Annotated in this window: 14 protein-coding genes, 3 tRNA genes and 2 pseudogenes; 2 read left to right on the top strand and 17 right to left on the bottom strand. The window is 37.8% G+C overall.

Annotated elements, in window-relative coordinates:
• From ACFINK_RS01450 to ACFINK_RS01440, 3 genes and pseudogenes are all read right to left on the bottom strand, one after another.
• Positions 1-76, bottom strand: a pseudogene (locus ACFINK_RS01450) (GTP-binding protein); the annotation flags it as partial.
• A 182-nt stretch (positions 77-258) separates the two neighbouring features.
• Positions 259-332 (bottom strand) — tRNA-Gly (locus ACFINK_RS01445).
• Positions 333-363: 31 nt separating this feature from the next.
• Positions 364-447, bottom strand: a tRNA-Tyr gene (locus ACFINK_RS01440).
• 205 nt (positions 448-652) lie between these two features.
• Here ACFINK_RS01440 and ACFINK_RS01435 point away from each other — a divergent pair.
• A complete protein-coding gene (locus tag ACFINK_RS01435; protein ID WP_375612889.1) occupies positions 653-1,483 on the top strand; it encodes a TrmH family RNA methyltransferase in 831 nt (276 codons plus the stop codon).
• On the opposite strand, the gene ACFINK_RS01430 is transcribed toward ACFINK_RS01435, so the two are convergent.
• The 6 genes from ACFINK_RS01430 to ACFINK_RS01405 all read right to left on the bottom strand — a co-directional run bounded on the left by ACFINK_RS01430 (position 1,480) and on the right by ACFINK_RS01405 (position 7,457).
• Entirely contained in the window at positions 1,480-2,211 is a 732-nt protein-coding gene (locus tag ACFINK_RS01430; RefSeq protein ID WP_375638124.1) for a rhomboid family intramembrane serine protease, read from the bottom strand. The two genes, ACFINK_RS01435 and ACFINK_RS01430, sit on opposite strands and share 4 nt — an antisense overlap.
• Before the next feature lie 875 nt (positions 2,212-3,086).
• On the bottom strand, positions 3,087-3,512 hold the full coding sequence (locus ACFINK_RS01425; protein ID WP_375611302.1) for a DUF2155 domain-containing protein: 426 nt from the start codon (positions 3,510-3,512) through the stop codon (positions 3,087-3,089).
• A gap of 89 nt (positions 3,513-3,601) precedes the next feature.
• Complete coding sequence (locus ACFINK_RS01420; RefSeq protein WP_375638123.1) at positions 3,602-4,000, bottom strand: NADH:ubiquinone oxidoreductase subunit NDUFA12; 399 nt, start codon at positions 3,998-4,000, stop codon at positions 3,602-3,604.
• A gap of 181 nt (positions 4,001-4,181) precedes the next feature.
• A complete protein-coding gene (gatB, locus tag ACFINK_RS01415; protein ID WP_375638122.1) occupies positions 4,182-5,681 on the bottom strand; it encodes an Asp-tRNA(Asn)/Glu-tRNA(Gln) amidotransferase subunit GatB in 1,500 nt (499 codons plus the stop codon).
• 130 nt (positions 5,682-5,811) lie between these two features.
• On the bottom strand, positions 5,812-7,239 hold the full coding sequence (tig, locus tag ACFINK_RS01410; RefSeq protein ID WP_375638121.1) for a trigger factor: 1,428 nt from the start codon (positions 7,237-7,239) through the stop codon (positions 5,812-5,814).
• A 135-nt stretch (positions 7,240-7,374) separates the two neighbouring features.
• Positions 7,375-7,457: transfer RNA gene (locus tag ACFINK_RS01405), tRNA-Leu, on the bottom strand.
• Positions 7,458-7,590: 133 nt separating this feature from the next.
• On the opposite strand from ACFINK_RS01405, the gene trmFO reads away from it, so the two are divergent.
• Positions 7,591-9,000, top strand: a complete 1,410-nt coding sequence (gene trmFO, locus ACFINK_RS01400) for a methylenetetrahydrofolate--tRNA-(uracil(54)-C(5))-methyltransferase (FADH(2)-oxidizing) TrmFO (RefSeq protein WP_375638120.1) — start codon at positions 7,591-7,593, stop codon at positions 8,998-9,000.
• A 1,037-nt stretch (positions 9,001-10,037) separates the two neighbouring features.
• Here trmFO and ACFINK_RS01395 read toward each other — a convergent pair.
• The 8 genes and pseudogenes from ACFINK_RS01395 to ACFINK_RS01360 form a co-directional block, all read right to left on the bottom strand.
• Entirely contained in the window at positions 10,038-10,316 is a 279-nt protein-coding gene (locus tag ACFINK_RS01395; protein WP_375611283.1) for an HU family DNA-binding protein, read from the bottom strand.
• 228 nt (positions 10,317-10,544) lie between these two features.
• Positions 10,545-12,971, bottom strand: a complete 2,427-nt coding sequence (gene lon / locus ACFINK_RS01390; RefSeq protein WP_375628987.1) for an endopeptidase La — start codon at positions 12,969-12,971, stop codon at positions 10,545-10,547.
• Positions 12,972-13,154: 183 nt separating this feature from the next.
• Positions 13,155-14,429, bottom strand: a complete 1,275-nt coding sequence (clpX, locus tag ACFINK_RS01385; RefSeq protein WP_273723371.1) for an ATP-dependent Clp protease ATP-binding subunit ClpX — start codon at positions 14,427-14,429, stop codon at positions 13,155-13,157.
• Positions 14,430-14,611: 182 nt separating this feature from the next.
• Entirely contained in the window at positions 14,612-15,244 is a 633-nt protein-coding gene (gene clpP, locus ACFINK_RS01380; RefSeq protein WP_375611281.1) for an ATP-dependent Clp endopeptidase proteolytic subunit ClpP, read from the bottom strand.
• A 147-nt stretch (positions 15,245-15,391) separates the two neighbouring features.
• Positions 15,392-16,199 (bottom strand): annotated as a pseudogene (locus tag ACFINK_RS01375) (glycosyltransferase family 32 protein).
• A gap of 10 nt (positions 16,200-16,209) precedes the next feature.
• Positions 16,210-17,586, bottom strand: coding sequence for a Trk system potassium transporter TrkA (trkA, locus tag ACFINK_RS01370; protein WP_375611279.1), 1,377 nt, complete (start codon positions 17,584-17,586; stop codon positions 16,210-16,212).
• A gap of 4 nt (positions 17,587-17,590) precedes the next feature.
• Positions 17,591-18,949, bottom strand: coding sequence for a nitrogen assimilation response regulator NtrX (ntrX, locus tag ACFINK_RS01365; RefSeq protein ID WP_375611278.1), 1,359 nt, complete (start codon positions 18,947-18,949; stop codon positions 17,591-17,593).
• Position 18,950: 1 nt separating this feature from the next.
• Positions 18,951-21,218 (bottom strand): sensor histidine kinase NtrY-like, encoded by a 2,268-nt coding sequence (locus ACFINK_RS01360; RefSeq protein WP_375638119.1) that lies wholly within the window; start codon positions 21,216-21,218, stop codon positions 18,951-18,953.
• Position 21,219: the final 1 nt, after the last annotated feature.

The following is a 21,219-nucleotide window of genomic DNA, read 5'->3' as shown; positions in this document are numbered from 1 at the left end:
TCTTCCCATGATCAACGTGACCAATCGTACCAATATTAACATGCGGTTTTGTTCGTTCAAACTTGCTCTTCGCCATTGCTATTAATCTCTTGTTTTATTCCCTATATTTTATTAGCACCTAGGGACAGTTCTGCAAAACTTAAGTCTGACCAGACTGTAAACAGCCGAATCACCACAACTCTTAGACGGAAAACCCCACCAAATCTATAAATGGAATATCCTCCATCATACCTATTTGCCCAATCATCAATAATCATTTGGAGCGGGTAGCGGGAATCGAACCCGCATATTCAGCTTGGAAGGCTGCTGCTCTACCATTGAGCTATACCCGCATGACCCACGTACTAACTCTCCTTCGATGAATGGTGGAGGGGGTTGGATTCGAACCAACGTAGCATACGCAACGGATTTACAGTCCGCCCCCTTTAACCACTCGGGCACCCCTCCATTACACCGATAAAGTCGCGCAATGAGACATCACGACAACCATCTTGAATACCCATTCAATTCAATCTGATTGCGAAGTGGTTATGACGATTACTATTGTATCTGTCAACAGAATAAATACAATTCTGTACAAATTTCCTGCTCATAATTTTAAATCATAGATTTTTTCTCTCTATTTTTCTTATTAACACGTTATAAAGAAGCTATGAAAGAAAAAACATCACAAAATTCTCATTATGCTCGTTTGCGTCGCCGATATCGCGATACAAAAGGCTCTCCTTCTCGATCTTTTACACACCCAAAGAAGAAAGCTGCTTCTTTACAGCAAGAGATCATCCATCTTTATGGCATTCATTCTGTTCAGGCTGCTTTAGAAAACCCAAAAAGAATTTTAAAATGTCTTTACGTTACACAAAATGCCTTAAAACGATTAAATATATCCGAATCAGATTATCCTTGCTCTGTTACATTATGCACCCCCAAATATCTTGATTCGCTTGTTGGAAGTGAGGCTGTTCATCAAGGTATTGTTTTGGAAACTCTCCCCCTCAAACCATGCAAACTGTCGGAACTAACCAATACTGATCTGGTCATTGTCATGGATCAAATTACCGATCCACATAATGTTGGCGCTATTATGCGCTCTGCAGTTGCATTGAAAGCTAAAGCACTTATTACAACTTGCCGTCACTCTCCCCACGAAAGCGGTGTTCTTGCGAAAGCGGCATCTGGAGCTCTGGAAATGATTCATTATATTACCGTACGAAACCTTGCTGAAGCTCTTCAAGAACTTCATCAAACAGGTTTTACAAGCTTTGGTCTCGATTCAGAAGGTGACCAACCTCTAGAAACAGCATTAACAGGGAATAAAATTGCTCTTGTTTTAGGAGCAGAAGGTAAAGGTTTACGTAAAAAAACACGCGAAACCGTTTGCGCTTTAACACGCCTTGACATGCCTGGAAATATTAAATCATTAAATGTTTCAAATGCAGCAACAATAGCTCTTTATGTGGCACATCAATATCTTAGATTCTAGTTTTTAATTTTTTGTGAAACATCAAAAAAACCAACCAACAAAAAACCCGCAAAAAACCCGCCAATATGAGCTTCCCATGCTATTGAGATGCCATTTTCTTCAAACAAAATAGAAGAAATACCTATGATCAAATCAGTCGTCAGCCATACACTCATATAAACAAGCCCCCCCTTAGAACACAGAGCTTTTTTGACAGATAATAAAGGTCCTAAAAGTTTTTCGTTCTGCGCATTGACAGCTAGATTACCACTAGGAAAACCGTAACGTGCAATAGCACCCATCATTCCAGATACGGCACCTGACGCCCCAATAAGTGATATGGTACTTTCTTGATGAAATGTAAAATAAGTCAAAACAGAAATAACTGCCGTTAACACCCAAAAAATTAAAAAACGTAAAACACCAAAATGCCTTGCTAAAGGAGAGCCGAAAACCAAAAGCCAAACCATATTAAGAGCAATATGTTTAAAACTACTATGCATAAATGAATAACTCACCATGGTATAACAAAATGCTACAGGATCCCTCTTAAACAATGCTGGTATAAATGAAAAAAGCTCAAGGCTTTCAACATAAACATGATGAGAAAAAAAATACTGAGAAATGCAATAAAGACAAAAACAAAATGCTATCAAAACAACTATAATAAATGGAACATTCAATAAGGGTTCTTTAGGTTGTTTTGGCAATCGGGAAACATCATTATGTTGGTGACTAGAAACTTTCATTGTATAAAATCTCGTATTTTTTAGAAAATGGGTTATACTTTATACAAAATAAATATACCATTCCCAGTGATGCAGAATCTTCTCAACGCCTCTTCGAAACCCCTTTTTAAATTTTCAATAGCTCTATATGAAAACACGTGTATTTTATACAAAAGATTTTAAAAAGCATGGATATCAAGAATATGATTTACAAACTTAGTGGTATCCTACTTACTTAAATGTGAAGTTACCATGCAATATACAAGAACTTACGAATAGACAAACTCACTTATGAGGTGGTGTATAATAAAAATATATAAACATTATTTTCTTACTAGAAATATATTGATTATTGCATTTTTTAACCAAGCTATACTTCGATTGATAAACTTTAAAGAATCTTAAATCTCAATTTTTCCATTAATATGGCCTGCATTGCTTCTACGCTTTGAACGAAAAACGACATCTCTATGAGAAAAATACCAATACAGCGTTCTCTAGATATAATAATTAGTGTTTCATGATAAATTACTTACTTGATAATCTGTTTCCCACATACATGCAAAAGCGTCAGTTCATCTCTTTAACAAATATAAACAAGCCTTTCATTTCAACCTTTAACAGATATAATTCAAGAACTGTCTCTTATGAAACACTTAAAAAATATGTTGATTCTAATGATGCATCTTTGAATTTAAACAGTTCATGACGGAATTTTTTATTCCTTTTTTAGACAGTGTTATTGACACATCCGCCACTTGTAACGCGCAAGAGAATAGTTTGGATTATTCAATATAAAAAAAATTAAATGAGGTAATCATAGGAATTTGCTATTAAGTTGTAAAATGATAAAGGACCATTATAAATCAATGTATTATAAATAGATAACACACTAATTATTGAAGAGGAAGATCTTGAGCATTCTGCTTGCAATCCTTTAACCACACATCATAAATAGGATGCTCAACAGCGTTCAAACCAGGACTATCTGCAAACATCCATCCTGTAAAAATACGCCGTATTTTTTTATCTAATGTTACTTCATTGACTTCAACAAAACCAGTTGTACGCGTGGGTTCATCTTTAGAGCTCGTATAACACGCACGTGGTGTTACCTGTAATGCGCCGTACTGATAAATTTTACCAAGAGTAACTTCAAAACGTGTGGTCCGTCCCGTGATTTTGTCAAGACCTGCAAAAACAGCAATTCCATTGCTAATACGCTCAGCCCGCACCCCATTATTTAAGGATAAAAACACTAAAATTTCCATAAAAAAAATATAAAAAAAATGCCTCGCCCCTAACAATAAAAAAAATCTCATCATATCAAAATCAATCGCACCTTAAAAAATAATTCTTTTCATAACATAGAGTCAAATAAGACAAAAATACACACGCACATTAAAACATGTTATTTTTTAGGTGACCACGCATCATAATCTTCATGCACACAAGAACGCTCTCCATTGGAGGTGATAGCCCCCTTTGGTCGATAGTTCTCATTTGTTCCTGTCATATTGGCAACATGTGGCTTTTCCCATTCATAAGGATGATAATCCTCTTGTGTTGGTGGACACTCACAGCGATGATGAATCCAGCCATGCCAACCTGGTGGAATAGTAGAGGCCTCAGAATAGCCTTTATAGATAACCCAACGGTGCGGATAACCATCCTTATGAAGTCCTCCTTCATAATATATATTTCCAAATTGATCTTCCCCTATCCGCTTACCTTTGCGCCATGTGAAAAAACGCGTACCAATGGTATTGCCATTCCACCATGTGAAGATTTGCTTAAAAAAACGAGCCATCTGCTATTCCATTCATTTAGTGCGTTCATGAAATTAATCGTTGGAATAAAATTATTAACGATTGAAATTATCGAAAAAGTTACTAGTAAATTCAACTACAATTCCAATTGATAGGTTAACGTGCTATCCTTTAATTTCAAGAAGATATCATATGTATGGCTTCTTCTCCACCCCATAAAATTTAATCTATGCCAAGTTTCATCTTAACCAATTCATTAACAGCTTGGGGATTTGCCTTACCACCTGTTACTTTCATTACCTGTCCAACAAACCAACCAGCTAAAGCAGGTTTGTGCTTTGCTTGCGCAACTTTATCAGAATTATTGGCAACGATCTCATCAACAGCTCTTTCAATAGCCTTTGTATCCGTTACCTGCTTCATATTTCGTTCTTCTACAATTTGGCGTGCATCTCCCCCCTCATTCCAAATAATCTCAAAAAGATCTTTGGCAATTTTTCCAGAAATAACTCCTTCTTTTATAAGATCAATAATGCTTCCCAATTGATTTGGCGATACTGGTGACTCTTCAATCTCACGATTATCTTTATTTAAAGCCCCTAAAAGGTCGTTAATCACCCAATTGGCAACTATTTTTCCATCACGCCCACGCGCTACCTCTTCAAAATAATCAGCAATAGCCTTTTCTGTCACAAGAATGGAAGCATCATACACTGTCAATCCCATTTCCTTAACAAAACGTGCTTTTATAGCGTCAGGCAACTCTGGTAAGTCTGCTGCCAAAGCATCCACAAATGCTTGATCAAATTCTAACGGTAAAAGATCAGGATCAGGAAAATAACGATAGTCATGCGCTTCTTCCTTTGAGCGCATAGAGCGCGTTTCACCTTTAGCGGCATCAAAAAGCCGAGTCTCTTGATCTATGACGCCTCCATCTTCTAAAATTGCGATCTGACGACGCGCTTCATATTCAATTGCTTGACCAATAAAGCGAATAGAATTCACATTTTTAATTTCACAGCGCGTTCCAAAATTTTCACCAGGACGACGAACAGATACATTGACATCTGCACGCATAGAACCTTCATCCATATTGCCATCGCAAGTGCCCAAATAACGAACAATCGTACGCAATTTTGTCATATAGGCTTTGGCTTCATCTGATGAGCGCATATCAGGCTTGGAAACAATTTCCATAAGAGCAACACCAGAACGATTAAGATCTACAAAAGACATTGTTGGATGTTGATCGTGCATCGATTTTCCAGCATCTTGTTCAAGATGCAACCTCTCAATTCCCACTTCAATATCCTCAAATTGGCCATTCGAATCTGGACCAACAGATATAATAATCTTTCCCTCTCCCACAATCGGATAGCGAAATTGAGAAATCTGATACCCCTGCGGTAAATCTGGATAAAAATAGTTTTTGCGATCAAAAACAGATTTTAAATTAATATGCGCCTTTAATCCTAACCCCGTTCGAACCGCTTGACGAACACATTCTTGATTAAGAACAGGCAACATACCTGGCATGGCTGCATCAATAAGTGATACATGATTGTTCGGCTCTGCACCAAATTTGGTTGATGCTCCTGAAAAAAGCTTTGAATTTGATATGATTTGCGCATGAACTTCCATGCCAATGATGACTTCCCAATCACCTGTAACTCCAGAAATAAAACGCTTAGAATCAGGAGTACGCGTATCAATGATGCTCATTGCCAATCCACTACCAATATTTTAAAATTCACTCATGGCTTATCTAAAACCATTCTCTCAGTGCAATCCTAGGATATAAATCTTACAACACAAGCCCGATTTTATCGGGCTTGTGTTGTTTGCATAAATATTAAGCTTTTTTAGGAGCCTTTTTCTTAGCTGGTTTTTTCTCTGTAGACGTTTCTTTCACTTCAGACTTTTTCTTTGCCTGCTTTTCTTCAGGGACATCTGATTCGTCATATTCTTTCATCAACTCTTCAACCGTCACTTCTTTATCTGTGACTTTTATCTGTGCTAATAAATGATCAATGACCTTTTCTTCAAAAATCGGAGCACGTAGATTTTCAACAGCTTCCGGAGTCTTACGGAAAAAATCCATAATCTCTTTCTCTTGTCCTGGATATTGGCGAACCTGATCAAAAACTGCTGCTTTTAGCTCATCCTCACTAACTTTAACACCAACCTTCATTCCAATTTCAGAAAGCACCAAACCAAGACGAACACGACGCTGCGCAAGGACACGATATTCCTCACGTGCCTTTTCTTCTGTAATACCTTCATCTTCAAAACTGCGCCCAGCCTTTTTCAAATCATCATTAACCTGAGCCCATATATTGTTAAACTCAACCTCTAAAAGTTCTTCAGGAATCTCAAAATTATAATCAGCATCTAAAGCATCAAGAATTTGACGCTTAACTTTTTGACGTGTCACTGAACCATATTGGCTTTCAATCTGCCCACGAACGACCTCACGTAAGCGATCTAGAGACTCTAAACCAACTTTTTGCGCTGCTTCATCATCAATTTTTAATTCATCTGGTTTAAAGACAGCTTTGACAGTAATGTCAAACTCTGCTTCCCGTCCCGCCAAATGTGCCGCACTGTAATTATCAGGAAATTTAACAAAAATCGTTTTTACATCCCCAGCTTTCACACCAACCAATTGCTCTTCAAAACCAGGAATAAATTGTTTTGACCCAAGAATCAGTTGTGCATCACTATCTGCCCCACCTTCAAATGGAACGCCTTCAAGCTTACCTTGATAATCTATGGTAATGCGATCACCTTCTTCAGAATTCCCCTCTTTTAGAGAATAATTACGCGTAGAAGAAAGGACGCGATTGACTTGATCATCAATATCCTGTTCAGGAATAGTTGCAATTTCACGGATAACCTTAATATGTTCAAAATCTTTAATGTCAATTTTTGGTAAAACTTCATACTTTAAACTAAAAGTAAAATCAGCTTTGCCATCTAGAATTTTTTCATCTTCATCTATATCAATTTTTGGCTGCATCGCTGCACGTTCATTGCGGTCCGCTAAAATAGAACGGGGTGCATCACTGAGTATCTCATTGAGAATCTCCGCCATAAAGGATTTACCATACATTTTTCGCAAATGCCCACTAGGCACTTTACCGGGACGAAAACCATTAAGCTTGATTTTTCCCTTGGTATCATCCAATCGTTCATTCAACTTTTCTTCTAAATCTTTCGCTGGAACCACGATCTTAATTTCGCGCTTCAGTCCTTCATTAAGCGTCTCGGTAACCTGCATTAAACACCTTCATTTTTCTAAGGAGAGGGATCAACCCACTCTAATAATCATTACATTCTAACACTTCGAGTGTTACATTTACCATGAAGCGGAATTTCAGACACGTAGAAATCCGTAGCACTTAAGGGATTGCTTTGGTGCGGATGGAGGGACTCGAACCCCCACGGTCTCCCGCCAGAACCTAAATCTGGTGCGTCTACCAATTTCGCCACATCCGCCAAACTGACAAGCTAATAACCTTATACAAGCGGCGTCTCTATACCATTAATTACAGAAAAAAAGCAAACAAATATATTAAAAAAAACAAAATCTACGCTTTTCATACACGGCTGCTTACGCTAAAAGTCGATTATGTTAAAGACATTTGATACTCCAATTCATATCATCGGTGGTGGCCTTGCAGGGTGTGAAGCAAGCTGGCAAATCGCTCAGTCAGGAATTTCTGTTATTTTGCATGAAATGCGCCCCCTAAAAAAATCAGATGCCCATAAAACCGATCATTTGGCAGAACTGGTTTGTTCAAATTCATTTCGTTGCGATGATTCATCAACAAATGCCGTAGGACTTCTCCATGCTGAAATGCGATTAGCGAAATCATTAATTATGAAAGCTGCTGATACCAATAAAGTCCCTGCAGGGAGTGCTCTTGCCGTTGACCGTGATGGATTTTCAAAAACCGTTACAACAGCACTAGAAAACCACCCTCTTATAACAATCAAACGTGAAGAAGTTCAAAAAATTCCTAAAGCTTGGCAACATGTTATCATTGCAACAGGTCCCCTTACCTCATCTGCACTTGCTCAAGAATTACAAGCAATAACCGGAACAGAATCGCTCTCTTTTTTTGATGCTATTGCACCTATTATCCATACCGATAGTATTGATATGAATATTTGTTGGTATCAATCTCGCTATGATAAAATTGGTCCTGAAGGAACAGGAAAAGATTACCTTAATTGTCCCTTAAATAAAGAACAATATGAAACATTCGTTCAAGCGTTAAAAAATGCCGACAAAACAGAGTTTCGTGACTTTGAAAAAACACCCTATTTTGATGGGTGCCTACCCATTGAAATTATGGCTGAACGCGGACTTGAAACTTTAAGACATGGACCTATGAAACCTATGGGCTTAACCAATGCCCATAACCCTACAGTTAAACCTTATGCTGTTGTTCAATTACGCCAAGATAATAAACTTGGAACCCTTTACAATATGGTCGGCTTTCAAACAAAACTGAAATATGGTGAACAAATTCGCATTTTTAGAACGATTCCCGGTCTTGAAAAAGCAGAGTTTGCGCGTCTTGGTGGTCTTCACCGCAATACCTACCTCAACTCTCCAATCATTCTTGATCAAACCCTTCGTTTAAAACAAACAAAACGACTACGCTTTGCAGGACAAATTACCGGATGTGAAGGTTATGTAGAATCAGCTGCAATAGGGCTTCTTGCTGGACATTTTGCCGCTGCAGAATATCATCATAACTGTCCTTGCCTCCCCCCACAAACCACTGCATTCGGTGCCCTTTTGCATCATATTACGGGGGGGCATATTGTAATAGAAGAAACAGAAAGACAATCCTTTCAGCCAATGAATATCAATTTCGGACTCTTTCCCCCTATTACTTCTATTAAACATTCAGAAAAACGCTTACCAAGTAAAGAAAAAAAATTAGCAAAAAAGCAAGTTATAACAGCGAGAGCTCTCAATGATTGTATTCAGTGGTTAGCAAATAAAGAATCAAAGAGCTTCTGTTGATAAAAATCACACGATTCGCCTCTCTAATAAATCTCTATGACTCTCATGAAAAAGTCATTCTAAAGCCTTTTACTGTCTTCTCCAATCCATGAATACTTCTCTATGTTTCGTTATTTATTCTATAACGTAGATGCTATAAAAAACTTTATCGCTATAAAAAACTTTACCGCTATCAATGATTTAATGACTAAAAACAAAATAATTATATAAACATATTATGAATAATCAAAATAAATAAATGGAAATACACAAGTAATACTGTACTATCTTTATTAATAGTTTTTATATTACGTAATGTATATTATTTTATAAGAGTAATTTTTCTGTTTTGTAACTTCCTCCCTCAAAATTTATGATCTTCTCTTATTTTAACTCTTGTATGATGAAGGAAAAATACTCGCTTGCATATCACAAGTGAAATAAAGATATGGAAAAAATATTTGTAGGATAGAGCTGGAGCTATCTCTCCCCTCTCAAATGCCAAGAAAAATCCCAATATTAAAAACCAAATCTGAATATCAAAAGATTTTTTTATTTCAGGATCTTATAATAAATCAATAAAATTATCCTCTTGGTGCGTCACAAGAAAGGTTGGCGTATAAGAGTAAAAGAATAAAACTATCCCTTATGCACTCGTCTCAGATATCTGGGGCTAGTCGCAACATTATAGGAACTGAGAAAATAGATAGCAAGGTGGCACCAACATGCACTTTTATTAAGCGTAAATGGTGATATATAATAACTTTTATGGACTTTACAGAGTTTTCCGCTTCATATTATTTACGGATCTTGTTTTGAAATAAATACCGTAACACTTCAGCGTAATAAAAGTTAATATTACATTTTATAAGCCATACCCGCGCTCAATTAATAGAGTACAATATTTCATTGAAAAGACTAAAAACAATATATTTCAGCAATACATGAAAATAAAAAATATCGCAAGGATCTCAAAGTTTTATGTGAAAAACAAGCATAACACATGTGTTAAAAAAACCCGTTTATAAATAAATCGGGTTTTTTTAATGTAGCTTAAATTATTTTTTATTAACTGCTTCTTTAAGGCTTTTTCCTGCAGAAAATTTGGGTACAGAACGTGCTGGAATATCGATTTCAGCACCAGTTGAAGGATTACGCCCCTTTGTTGCAGCACGATGAGAAACTTCAAAAGTGCCAAAACCTGGAAGACGAACATCTCCCCCTGAAGCCAAAGCTTCTGTTACAGAAGCCATAAAAGCATCAACAACAGCACCAGCTTGCGCTTTCGAAACACCTGCCTTTTCAGCAACGGAGCTAACGAATTCACTTTTATTCATAAAATATTTCCTTTCCCTATATTACCTGAACATGACTTAATCATGTTATTGGTCAGTTTATTGAAAAGTACAGCAAACAGAAGTCTTATTTTTATCCAAAACATTGTTTTTTAGCAATAATCACAGTTATTCACGGAATTTTTCACTTTTTCCAACAAAAAACAGAATAATAACCTCAACAACATCTTCTACCACCTAAAAAATGCCGTTATAAATGAGATAAGTGAATCAGTGCGCAATCTGTATTCCTTCACTATCACTGCTCTCTGACCGGATTGGCACAGCCCCTGTAGAGGGTTCTTTCCATTCAATAGTGTCTGGAAAACGAACCAAAGCGTGTTTCAAAACTTCACTCACATGATTTACCGGAATAATTTCCATATTATTTTTGACATCATCAGGAATATCAACCAAATCTTTTGCATTTTCTTCAGGAATAAGTACTTTTTTTATCCCTCCTCGAAGAGCTGCTAAGAGTTTTTCTTTTAATCCACCAATGGGTAAAACGCGTCCACGTAAAGTAATTTCACCAGTCATTGCAATATCTTTATGCACAGCTACTCCTGTAAGGACCGAAACAATTGCTGTCACCATTGCAATCCCAGCCGATGGGCCATCTTTTGGTGTCGCACCCTCTGGAACATGAACATGGATATCGCGTTTTTCAAAAAGTGGAGGTTCAATACCAAAATCAACAGCACGAGAACGTACATAAGATGCTGCCGCTGAAATGGACTCTTTCATAATATCACGTAAATTTCCAGTTACAGTCATCTTCCCTTTGCCGGGCATCATAACTCCTTCAATAGTCAATAACTCTCCACCGACTTCTGTCCACGCAAGACCTGTTACAACACCAACTTGATTTTCTCCTTCAATCTGATTGTAATGATAACGTTTAACGCCCAAGAAATCATGAATATTACTTTCTGTAACTTTTACAGATTTTTGATGTGTTTTGAGAATTTTTGTAACGGATTTGCGGGAAATTTTCATGAGTTCACGTTCAAGGTTACGAACGCCTGCCTCACGTGTATAAAACTGAATAATTGACCTTAGTGCGCCATCAGAAATACTGAGTTCTTTTTTAGATAAACAGTGATCTTTTAGTGCCTTTGGTAAAAGATGCTGTTTAACAATTTCCATTTTCTCACATTCAGTATAACCAGCGATACGAATAATTTCCATACGATCCATTAACGGACCTGGAATATTAAGCGTATTGGCAGTTGTGATAAACATGACATCAGAAAGATCATATTCAACTTCCAAATAGTGATCAATGAATGTACCATTTTGTTCAGGATCAAGAACTTCTAATAAAGCGGATGAAGGATCACCACGAAAATCTTGGCCCATTTTATCAATTTCATCAAGCAAGAAAAGCGGATTAGATTTTTTTGCTTTTTTCATAGACTGGATAATTTTCCCAGGCATCGAGCCAATATATGTTCGGCGATGTCCACGAATTTCTGCTTCATCTCGGACACCTCCCAATGAGATACGAACATACTCACGTCCCGTTGCCTTTGCAATAGAGCGCGCTAATGATGTTTTCCCTACACCTGGAGGACCTAACAAACAAATAATGGGACCTTTTATCTTTGACGCGCGACTTTGTACGGCCAAATATTCAATAATTCGCTCCTTAACTTTTTCAAGACCAAAATGTTCATTATTCATGACCTTTTCAGCAAAATCTAAATTGTTTTTAATCTTAGATTTTTTACCCCAAGGCATTGCTAATAACCAATCAAGATAGTTACGTACAACTGTCGCTTCTGCAGACATAGGAGACATATTCCGTAATTTTCTCAATTCTGCTCCAGCTTTTTCCTGTGCTTCCTTGGATAGTTTTGTATTCTTGATACGTTCTTCTAATTCAGAGAGTTCATCTCGGCTATCATCACCTGCTCCTAACTCTTTTTGAATAGCCTTCATCTGCTCATTGAGATAATATTCTCGTTGGTTTTTTTCCATTTGCCGTTTAACATGCGAACGAATACGTTTTTCAACCTGCAAAACAGAAATTTCTCCTTCCATGAAGGACAAAACACGTTCAAGACGGGCCCGCACAGGTAAGAGCTCTAATATTTCCTGTTTTTCTGCCAGTTTAATCATCAAATGAGAAGCAATCGTATCGGCAAGCTTAGAAGGATTATCAAGCTGGCCAATCGCATTCACAACTTCAGGAGAGATTTTTTTATTAAGCTTTACATAGTTTTCAAAATAAGTAATCACTGACCTTGAAAGAGCTTCAATCTCAACATCACTCTCTCTAGGTTCTTCTGTAACAGTTGCAAAAGCCTGATGATAACCTTCACTTAAAGAAAATTGACTAATTTTTGCACGTGCAGTTCCTTCAACCAAAACCTTTACAGTACCATCAGGAAGCTTTAAAAGTTGAAGAATATTAGCAAATGTACCAATATGATAAACATCCTCTGATTTTGGATCGTCATCAGAAGCATTTTTTTGTGTCACCAATAGTATTTGCTTATCAACCGCCATCGTTTCTTCAAGAGCACGAATTGATTTTTCGCGGCCCACAAAAAGTGGAACAATCATATGGGGGAAGACAACAATATCACGAAGAGGTAAAACAGCATAAACCCCATCTCTTACTTCATCTGTCTTTTCATCAATATATTGCATAACTCTCCTTTCTGGAGCCTATGAGCTATCTACAACAATTAGCCCACCTTTAGAAAATCTCAGCTCTTCACTGTACATGAAGTGGTAATTACTCATACATAAATCAAGCATTATAATGATATTATTAGAAACACCTATCAAATACCGTTCACTACCACCTTTTATATTGTGCATCGCACAATGTCATGCTGATACATTTTCTTTATCTTCTGCACGTTCTGAGTAAATATAAAGAGGACGCGCTTTACCATCAACGACATCACTCGAAATAACCACTTTTTGAACGCCTTCAAGAGCCGGTAGCTCAAACATCGTCTCAAGAAGGATCTTCTCCATAATAGAACGTAAACCACGAGCACCAGTTTTACGTTCAATTGCTTTCTTTGCAATAACACGTAAAGCATCTTCATGAAATGCTAACTCAACATTCTCCATTTCAAAAAGACGCTGATATTGCTTTACTAACGCATTTTTAGGTTGGGATAAAATTTGCATGAGGGCGTTAACATCTAAATCCTCTAAGGTAGCGACTATAGGAAGCCGCCCAATAAATTCTGGTATTAAACCAAATTTAATAAGATCTTCAGGCTCTAAATCACGAAAAATTTCACCGACACAACGCTCATCCGGAGCCTTAACAGTCGCAGAAAAACCAATAGAAGTTTTTTCACCACGCCCTGAAATAATCCGTTCTAAACCTGCAAAAGCTCCCCCACAAATGAATAAGATGTTTGTGGTGTCAACCTGAAGAAACTCTTGTTGCGGATGCTTACGTCCACCTTGAGGAGGAACAGAAGCAATCGTTCCTTCCATAATTTTTAATAATGCTTGCTGAACTCCTTCCCCCGAAACATCTCTTGTAATAGAAGGATTGTCTGCTTTACGAGAAATCTTATCAACCTCATCGATATAAACAATACCACGCTGTGCACGTTCAACATTATAATCTGCTGCTTGAAGGAGCTTAAGAATAATATTTTCAACATCTTCTCCCACATAACCCGCTTCAGTCAAAGTGGTCGCATCCGCCATCGTAAAAGGCACATCAATAATACGTGCTAATGTTTGTGCAAGATAAGTTTTACCACAACCCGTTGGACCAACAAGAAGAATATTTGATTTAGCCAACTCAATATCATTGCTTTTAGACTGATGCGCCAACCGTTTATAATGATTATGAACAGCAACAGAAAGAACACGCTTTGCATGCTGCTGACCAATAACATAGTCATCAAGAACTGTTATAATTTCCTGTGGCGTAGGAACACCATCACGCACCTTAACCCCAGAAGACTTATTTTCTTCCCGAATAATATCCATGCAAAGCTCTACACATTCATCACAGATAAATACAGTAGGCCCCGCAATGAGCTTACGCACCTCATGCTGACTCTTGCCGCAGAACGAGCAATAGAGAGTATTTTTTGATTCGTTCCCGCTATTGCTAATTTTGCTCATTTTTCTTTCCTTTCACCACAATATATGAACACTTTGCCTTTTCAAAGGAAGCCTTTCATCATGAAAACTAAAAGACATATAGAAAACCATGCATGTCTCAATACTTTTAGGTGTTTCTCTTATTTTGCGATATTTTTTATAAAACTCTTGATTTAAAGTAGCTGTTTTTTCTATAAAAATTCTTAATCTTTTTCTTCTTTTTCAGTTTCTGCACGGTATTGTATAACATCATCAACTAAGCCAAACGCTTTGGCTTCTTCTGCTGTCATAAAATGATCGCGATCGAGAGTTCTCTCTATAACCTCATAATCTTGACTCGTATGTTGAACATAAATTTCATTTAAACGCCGTTTCATCTTTATAATATCTTGCGCATGTCGCTCAATATCTGAAGCTTGACCTTGAAAACCACCAGATGGTTGATGCACCATAATACGTGCGTTTGGCAATGTAAAACGATGACCTTTTGCTCCAGCCGTTAATAATAAAGACCCCATAGATGCCGCTTGCCCCATGCAAAGCGTAGAAACAGGAGGGCGAATAAACTGCATAGTATCATAAATAGCCATACCAGATGTTACGACACCACCTGGAGAATTAATATAAAGACTAATTTCTTTTTTAGGATTTTCCGCTTCCAAAAAAAGCAATTGTGCACAAACAAGCATTGCCATACCATCTTCAACAGGTCCATTAATAAAAATAATCCGTTCCTTTAAAAGACGGGAAAAAATATCATAGGCCCGTTCACCACGATTTGTTTGTTCAATAACCATAGGAACAAGGCTTAATGCTGTTTTCATTGGATCACTCATATTTTTACTTTCCGTTCATATAACAACCGCTCTTTACACATTCAATGTTTTTGTCCATATGTTAACATTACTCTCTTGTGCAAGCTACAATCAAGAGATTGTATAAGATAGATTAAAATCTCAATAGTTAAAATAGCAATAATAACTCTACCTAAACAAATGATGAACATCCGGAATGCGAGATACCGCCCAATGGTAAAAACTTCCTTCCTGAGGTCTTTTCGTGGTCTTTGTCTTTCTGTGAATATGAAAGCCTATCAAGCGTGAATCTGTAAGCGGCTTTACGCCAAAAGCTGGTTCAAAAATACGTTCAGTTTTTCGCCCAGTCCAATAATAAAAAGTTTCCTTTTCCTTTGCTTCATGAAAAAAAACATATTGTTTTGCTAATCGTGAAATACCATCATTGCCAAATATTGTAACGCCAAGATTTCCCGGTAAAATCGGCATTTTTTTCCTCTTTAACCAAAACGGTCTCCAAACACGACGCTTAAACCCAAGCCAATGAGGAATAATTTCTGCACCTGCCCAATAATCCTCAAATATTTTTATAATAGGGTTATTGGGCGGAAAATAAAGTGCAGAAACGCCTACTCTTGTATTATTTTTCTTGCCAACCAAACCTTATCCGCATCTGGATGAAATTGTTTAACAAGGTAAACATCTGTATCTAACCAAACACCTTGTTGATATTTCATCAGCATAACACGAAAAAAATCCGAGAACTGAACAATTGTACACCCTAATTTATCATCAGAAAAATCGGAATCAAGGCGATAAATTGCTGAGCGTGGTAAAATTGATTCGGCTTCATGCAGCTCAACACCAGCAGGGAGATTATCTATTTTTTATCATAACTAAAAAGCTTAACGCGCTGTCCAGTTTTAACCATTGAAGACAAACAAAGCCTATCTACCAATCTTAATTGTCCACTATACCAAAAAGTACAAATATCCATAGATAATATATCAAAAATATTCTAAACTTACGCGAAAGAGTTGTTCAACATCACGAACCCTATCAGCAAGAGCAAAAATCACTATTCTATCACCAGACAAAATACGCGTATCTGCCGAAAGCTGTATTATTGTCTTATTGCGATAAATTGCACCAATTCTCAAACCATCTGATAAATTGAGCTCTGATAATGACTTACCAACCAATGAAGATGTTTGCATCACTTCAGCTTCAATAATTTCTGCTCGGCCATTAAAAACTGAATGAACAGAACGAATACGCCCACGGCGCATTTGTTGCAAAATTCTCGATATTGTAACACTATGGGGATTAAGATATGCATCCACACCAACAGCACGACTAAATTCTTGATAGGCAACATTATTAATCAATACCATATTGGCTTTGCAGCCCAATCTTTTAGCAATAATAGCGCTTAAGAGATTAACCTGATCTTGATTGGTCAATGTAATCATTAAATCGGACTGATCAATTCCCGCATCTTGAAGAATCACTGGATCTAACACGTTACCGTATAAAACTGTTGTTTTTTCAAGCTGATCAGCAATTGTGAGGGCTCTTTCTCTATGCGCTTCTATAATCTTCAATTTTAATTTATGAAAACGCTTTTCAATAGCCTGTGCAACATAAAGGCCAATGTGACCACCCCCTGCAATAATCATGCGGTGGGCATCTTGTTCTTTATGACCAAAAAGCCCAACAGCACGACGCATCTGTTCACGAGAAACAACAAGATAGGTTATATCACCAACGCGTAGTTGCGTTTCTGAATGTGCAACCAATAATTCCGCGCCACGTTTAATAGCAGTAACCGTCGTATGAAGATCTGGAAAAAGCTCTGTTAATTGACGCAAAGGTGTATTAATAACGGGACAATCTTCCATGCATTCCAAAGCTAGTGCCACAATATCATCATTACAAAAATAAAGAACATCTATTGCACCAGGTAAAGCAATACGGCGCAAAACCATTTCCCCAACTTCAACTTCTGGCGAAATAACCACATCAATGGGAATATTCTCTCTGGAAAAAAGCGTCTTATAACGTGGTTCTAAATAAGATTGTGAGCGAATACGAGCAATTTTTGTGGGCACATTAAATAATGAATGTGCTACTTGGCAAGCTACCATATTAACTTCATCAAACAAAGTGACAGCAATCAACATATCAGCTTTGTCTGCATCTGCAGCCAAAAGAACTTCAGGCCGTGAACCGTGACCAACAAAACCTCTCACATCCAATGTATCGCGAATCTTTTCAATTAATCTCGTTTCAATATCAATAACAGTAACATCGTGATTTTCAGCAGCAAGACGCTCTGCTATCCCATAACCAACCTGTCCTGCTCCACAAATAATAATACGCATCGCTTTAAGAAACTCCAAGCGCTTTAAGTTTACGGTGCAAAGCTGAACGCTCCATGCCTATAAATTCAGCAGTACGTGATATATTTCCACCCAAACGCCCAATCTGCGCCACTAAATATCTCTTTTCAAATAATTCTCGAGCTTCACGTAACGGCAAATCCATTATACTTTCATCTGAATCCATTTGAAGACGTGGCAAAGAATCACTTACTTCACTGGGAAGAAAGTCCGCTGTTATAGGACCATCACCATCCCGCACAAGAATAAGAAGACGCTCAATATTATTACGTAATTGCCGCACATTACCCGGCCAAGCGTGCGTTTGCAAAATAGCAATCACATCATCACTGATTGCACGCGGTTTAATCCCAACCTGCTGTGATATTGTTTTTACAAAATGATGTACAAGTTCTGGAATATCTTCACGACGCGCTGAAAGGGGCGGAACAACAATAGGAACAACGGAAAGACGGTGAAAAAGATCCTCCCTAAAGCGCCCATCAGAAATGAGGTTTTCAAGATTTTGCGCTGTCGAAGAAATGATACGGACATCCACCTTAACACGTTTTGTGCCGCCAATTCTCTCAAATGTTTGCCCCGTTAAAACCCGAAGAATCTTCCCTTGAGTCTCACGCGGCATATCAGCAATTTCATCAAGATATAAGATACCGCCATGAGCTTCCTCTAAGGCACCAATTTTACGCTCTCTTCCCTCCATTTCGCTGCCAAACAGCTCTATTTCCATTCTTTCCGGAGTAATCGTTGCAGCATTTATTGTAACAAATGGCCCATTCGAACGCGTTGAGAGCGCATGAATAGCTCGTGCAACAGTCTCTTTTCCTGCCCCTGAAGGACCTGTTATCATGATGCGACTATTGGTTGGTGCTACTTTTTCTATGATTTGACGCAAATTTTTTATAACTGTCGATTTTCCGAGCAACTCTAATGTCTCGTTCGAACGCTTTCGCAATTCTAAAAGCTCACGTTTTAAATTTGAATTTTCAAGTGTTCTCTCTGCAACCAATACAAGTCTATCAGCTTTAAAAGGTTTTTCAATGAAATCATATGCCCCTCGCTTTATAGCGGAAACAGCCGTCTCAATATTACCATGACCAGAGATCATAACGACCGGAAGAGCCGGATATTGTGTTTTAATTTCATCAAGCAGTGCTAAACCATCGAGACGACTACCCTGTAGCCAAATATCCAAAAAAATGAGCTTTGGAATACGCTCACTAATTTGAGCCAATGCTTCATCAGAGTTACAAGCAACACGCGTTTCATAACCTTCATCATCTAAAATACCAGCAACAAGCTCACGAATATCTGCTTCATCATCAACAATCAAGATATCTGATACCATACTATTCCCCTATCTTATGATTTATGGCTTGTATAATATTACCCTGCTTACCCCCATCCGCTGGAAATATCAAACGGATCATCGCACCACGACCTTCATAAAAACTCTCCGGTGCATCATGAAGCTCCATGAAACCACCGTGATCTTCAATAACTTTGCGCACAATAGCTAACCCCAGCCCTGTTCCTTTTTCCCGCGTTGTTATATAGGGTTCTAATAACTTTTGTCTTTGCTCTTTAGGAAGTCCTTTCCCGTTATCAACAACATCCACAACCACCCATTCTTCCTGACGATAAGAACGGATAAGAATATGACCGTGAATATTTTCCTCTCGCATAACTGAATCTATGGATTCGCTCGCGTTTTTGATAACATTGCAAAAAGCCTGTACAATGAGACGGTTATCAAATGCACCCATAAGTGGTAGAGTTCCTAAATCTTGCTCAAAATGAATATCATGTCGCGTCACCTCTATCAAGAAACATGCTTCGCGCAACAATTCTCGTATATCTAAAATATGCATTTTGGGTTTGGGCATACGTGCAAAAGAGGAAAACTCATCAACCATACGCCCAATATCTCCAACCTGCCGAATAATTGTGTCAATACACCGCTCAAAGACCTCTCTATCTTGTGTAATAGCTTTGTTATAACGTTTACGAATGCGTTCAGCGGATAACTGAATAGGTGTAAGAGGATTTTTAATTTCGTGTGCAATACGCCGCGCAATATCCGCCCACGCCGCTGTACGTTGCGCTGCAACAAGGTCTGTAATATCATCAATTGTTAGAACCCAAGATTGCCCTTGTCCATCATCCTCCTCCATCGTAACTTGGACATTACAGACACGCTCTTTTCCTGCAACGTTTAAAGTGACCTGCTCACGATGGTTTTTACGATCCAATGAACGCACAAACTGAAAAACCTGCCAAATTTCAGCGCTTAAAGATAAAAGACTTTTTCCAACAACGCGCTCTGAGCGAATATCAAACATCGCTTCAATAGACCGATTGATAATGGTGATATCACCATTATCATCTATACCTGCTACTCCCGCTGTTACACCCGATAACACAGCTTCAGAAAAACGCCGTCTTTCATCAATTTGATCACGCACTGCAATCAATTCATTACGCCGACTTTTCAATTCACTGACCATGTAATTAAAAGTTTTGGATAATTGCCCAATATCTCCATCTTTTGCTCGTACTGGCACGAAAATTTCCATATTTCCAGAAGCAACATCATCGGCAGCACTAATGAGAAGACGAATAGGACGTACTAAGCGATCAGCAACAGCAATAGCAGCCCAAATGGCTGATAAGAATAAACTAAAAAAAAGACACAAATAAAGCATACCAAATGCAATCTGTGTCAGCAGGCGATTCTCATTTAAATCACGATAACGATCTGTATTAACTTCTGTCAAACGCAAAGCAGATAAAACACCTTTATCAACGTCACGCACCAAATATAAAAATGTGTTTGGAATATTGGTAAATTTTAAAATAATACCAAAATAATCATGAATGCCTGGTTGAAAAGAAAAAGGTCTCGCACTGGTTGCACGTTCAATAAGATGAGAAGGAGGAATTGGCAGTTTATCTTCATCACCAAGAGCACTCGATACAAAAATAGCTCCACTAGAACTTAACAAAAATGCACCACGCAAATTGCGTCCTAGAGCATGACGCGTCAATTGCATCCTATATTCAGCTGGATTACGTTCTAAGAGTTTTTTGTTATCAAGTGCAAATGCCATCGCGTAGGATAAATTTTTTAAATTTTGGAGCATTTCATCTGCATAAGCATTTGCTAAATCAATAGAAGAGCCCACAATTTGCCGCGTTGTTGTATCAAACCATCGATCAAGTCCCAAATTTAGTGCTGGACCCGATACAAGAGCTACAGCAACAGCTGGCATTGTCGCAACAAGTGCAAACAATGAAATAAGGCGCACATGAAGACGCGATCCTGCACGCCTTGAACGCCAAGCACGAATGATCGGTATCATCTCATAAAAAACGATGACAATAAGCCCTAAAACCCAAAAACTATTAATTCCTATAAGAATAAGGGTTACTGTTCTACTGGGAACAACAGGAGTTAATCCAATAAGAATAATAAATGAAACAGAGGCCGTAAGTAAAGCCAATACAATAATTGTAATCCCTAAAAAAATATATACCTTACTTAAACGATACAACTCATCGTTATAAGTATTTTTATCTATGTCTTGAAGATTCGTCACAGATGTTATATTCGTCATG

It is taken from the genome of Bartonella sp. AA16NXGY (genome assembly GCF_042197325.1).
Taxonomy (GTDB): domain Bacteria; phylum Pseudomonadota; class Alphaproteobacteria; order Rhizobiales; family Rhizobiaceae; genus Bartonella.
The sequence above is the reverse complement of the archived record's forward strand: the minus strand, read 5'-3'. Positions and strand labels throughout refer to the sequence as shown.

Coding starts and splice junctions, on each gene's coding strand:
- ACFINK_RS01435 (WP_375612889.1), top strand. CDS start 653: ATGAAAGAAAAAACATCACAAAATTCTCATTATGCTCGTTTGCGTCGC.
- ACFINK_RS01430 (WP_375638124.1), bottom strand. CDS start 2,211: ATGAAAGTTTCTAGTCACCAACATAATGATGTTTCCCGATTGCCAAAA.
- ACFINK_RS01425 (WP_375611302.1), bottom strand. CDS start 3,512: ATGAGATTTTTTTTATTGTTAGGGGCGAGGCATTTTTTTTATATTTTT.
- ACFINK_RS01420 (WP_375638123.1), bottom strand. CDS start 4,000: ATGGCTCGTTTTTTTAAGCAAATCTTCACATGGTGGAATGGCAATACC.
- gatB (WP_375638122.1), bottom strand. CDS start 5,681: ATGAGCATCATTGATACGCGTACTCCTGATTCTAAGCGTTTTATTTCT.
- tig (WP_375638121.1), bottom strand. CDS start 7,239: ATGCAGGTTACCGAGACGCTTAATGAAGGACTGAAGCGCGAAATTAAG.
- trmFO (WP_375638120.1), top strand. CDS start 7,591: ATGTTAAAGACATTTGATACTCCAATTCATATCATCGGTGGTGGCCTT.
- ACFINK_RS01395 (WP_375611283.1), bottom strand. CDS start 10,316: ATGAATAAAAGTGAATTCGTTAGCTCCGTTGCTGAAAAGGCAGGTGTT.
- lon (WP_375628987.1), bottom strand. CDS start 12,971: ATGCAATATATTGATGAAAAGACAGATGAAGTAAGAGATGGGGTTTAT.
- clpX (WP_273723371.1), bottom strand. CDS start 14,429: ATGAGCAAAATTAGCAATAGCGGGAACGAATCAAAAAATACTCTCTAT.
- clpP (WP_375611281.1), bottom strand. CDS start 15,244: ATGAGTGATCCAATGAAAACAGCATTAAGCCTTGTTCCTATGGTTATT.
- trkA (WP_375611279.1), bottom strand. CDS start 17,586: ATGCGTATTATTATTTGTGGAGCAGGACAGGTTGGTTATGGGATAGCA.
- ntrX (WP_375611278.1), bottom strand. CDS start 18,949: ATGGTATCAGATATCTTGATTGTTGATGATGAAGCAGATATTCGTGAG.
- ACFINK_RS01360 (WP_375638119.1), bottom strand. CDS start 21,218: ATGACGAATATAACATCTGTGACGAATCTTCAAGACATAGATAAAAAT.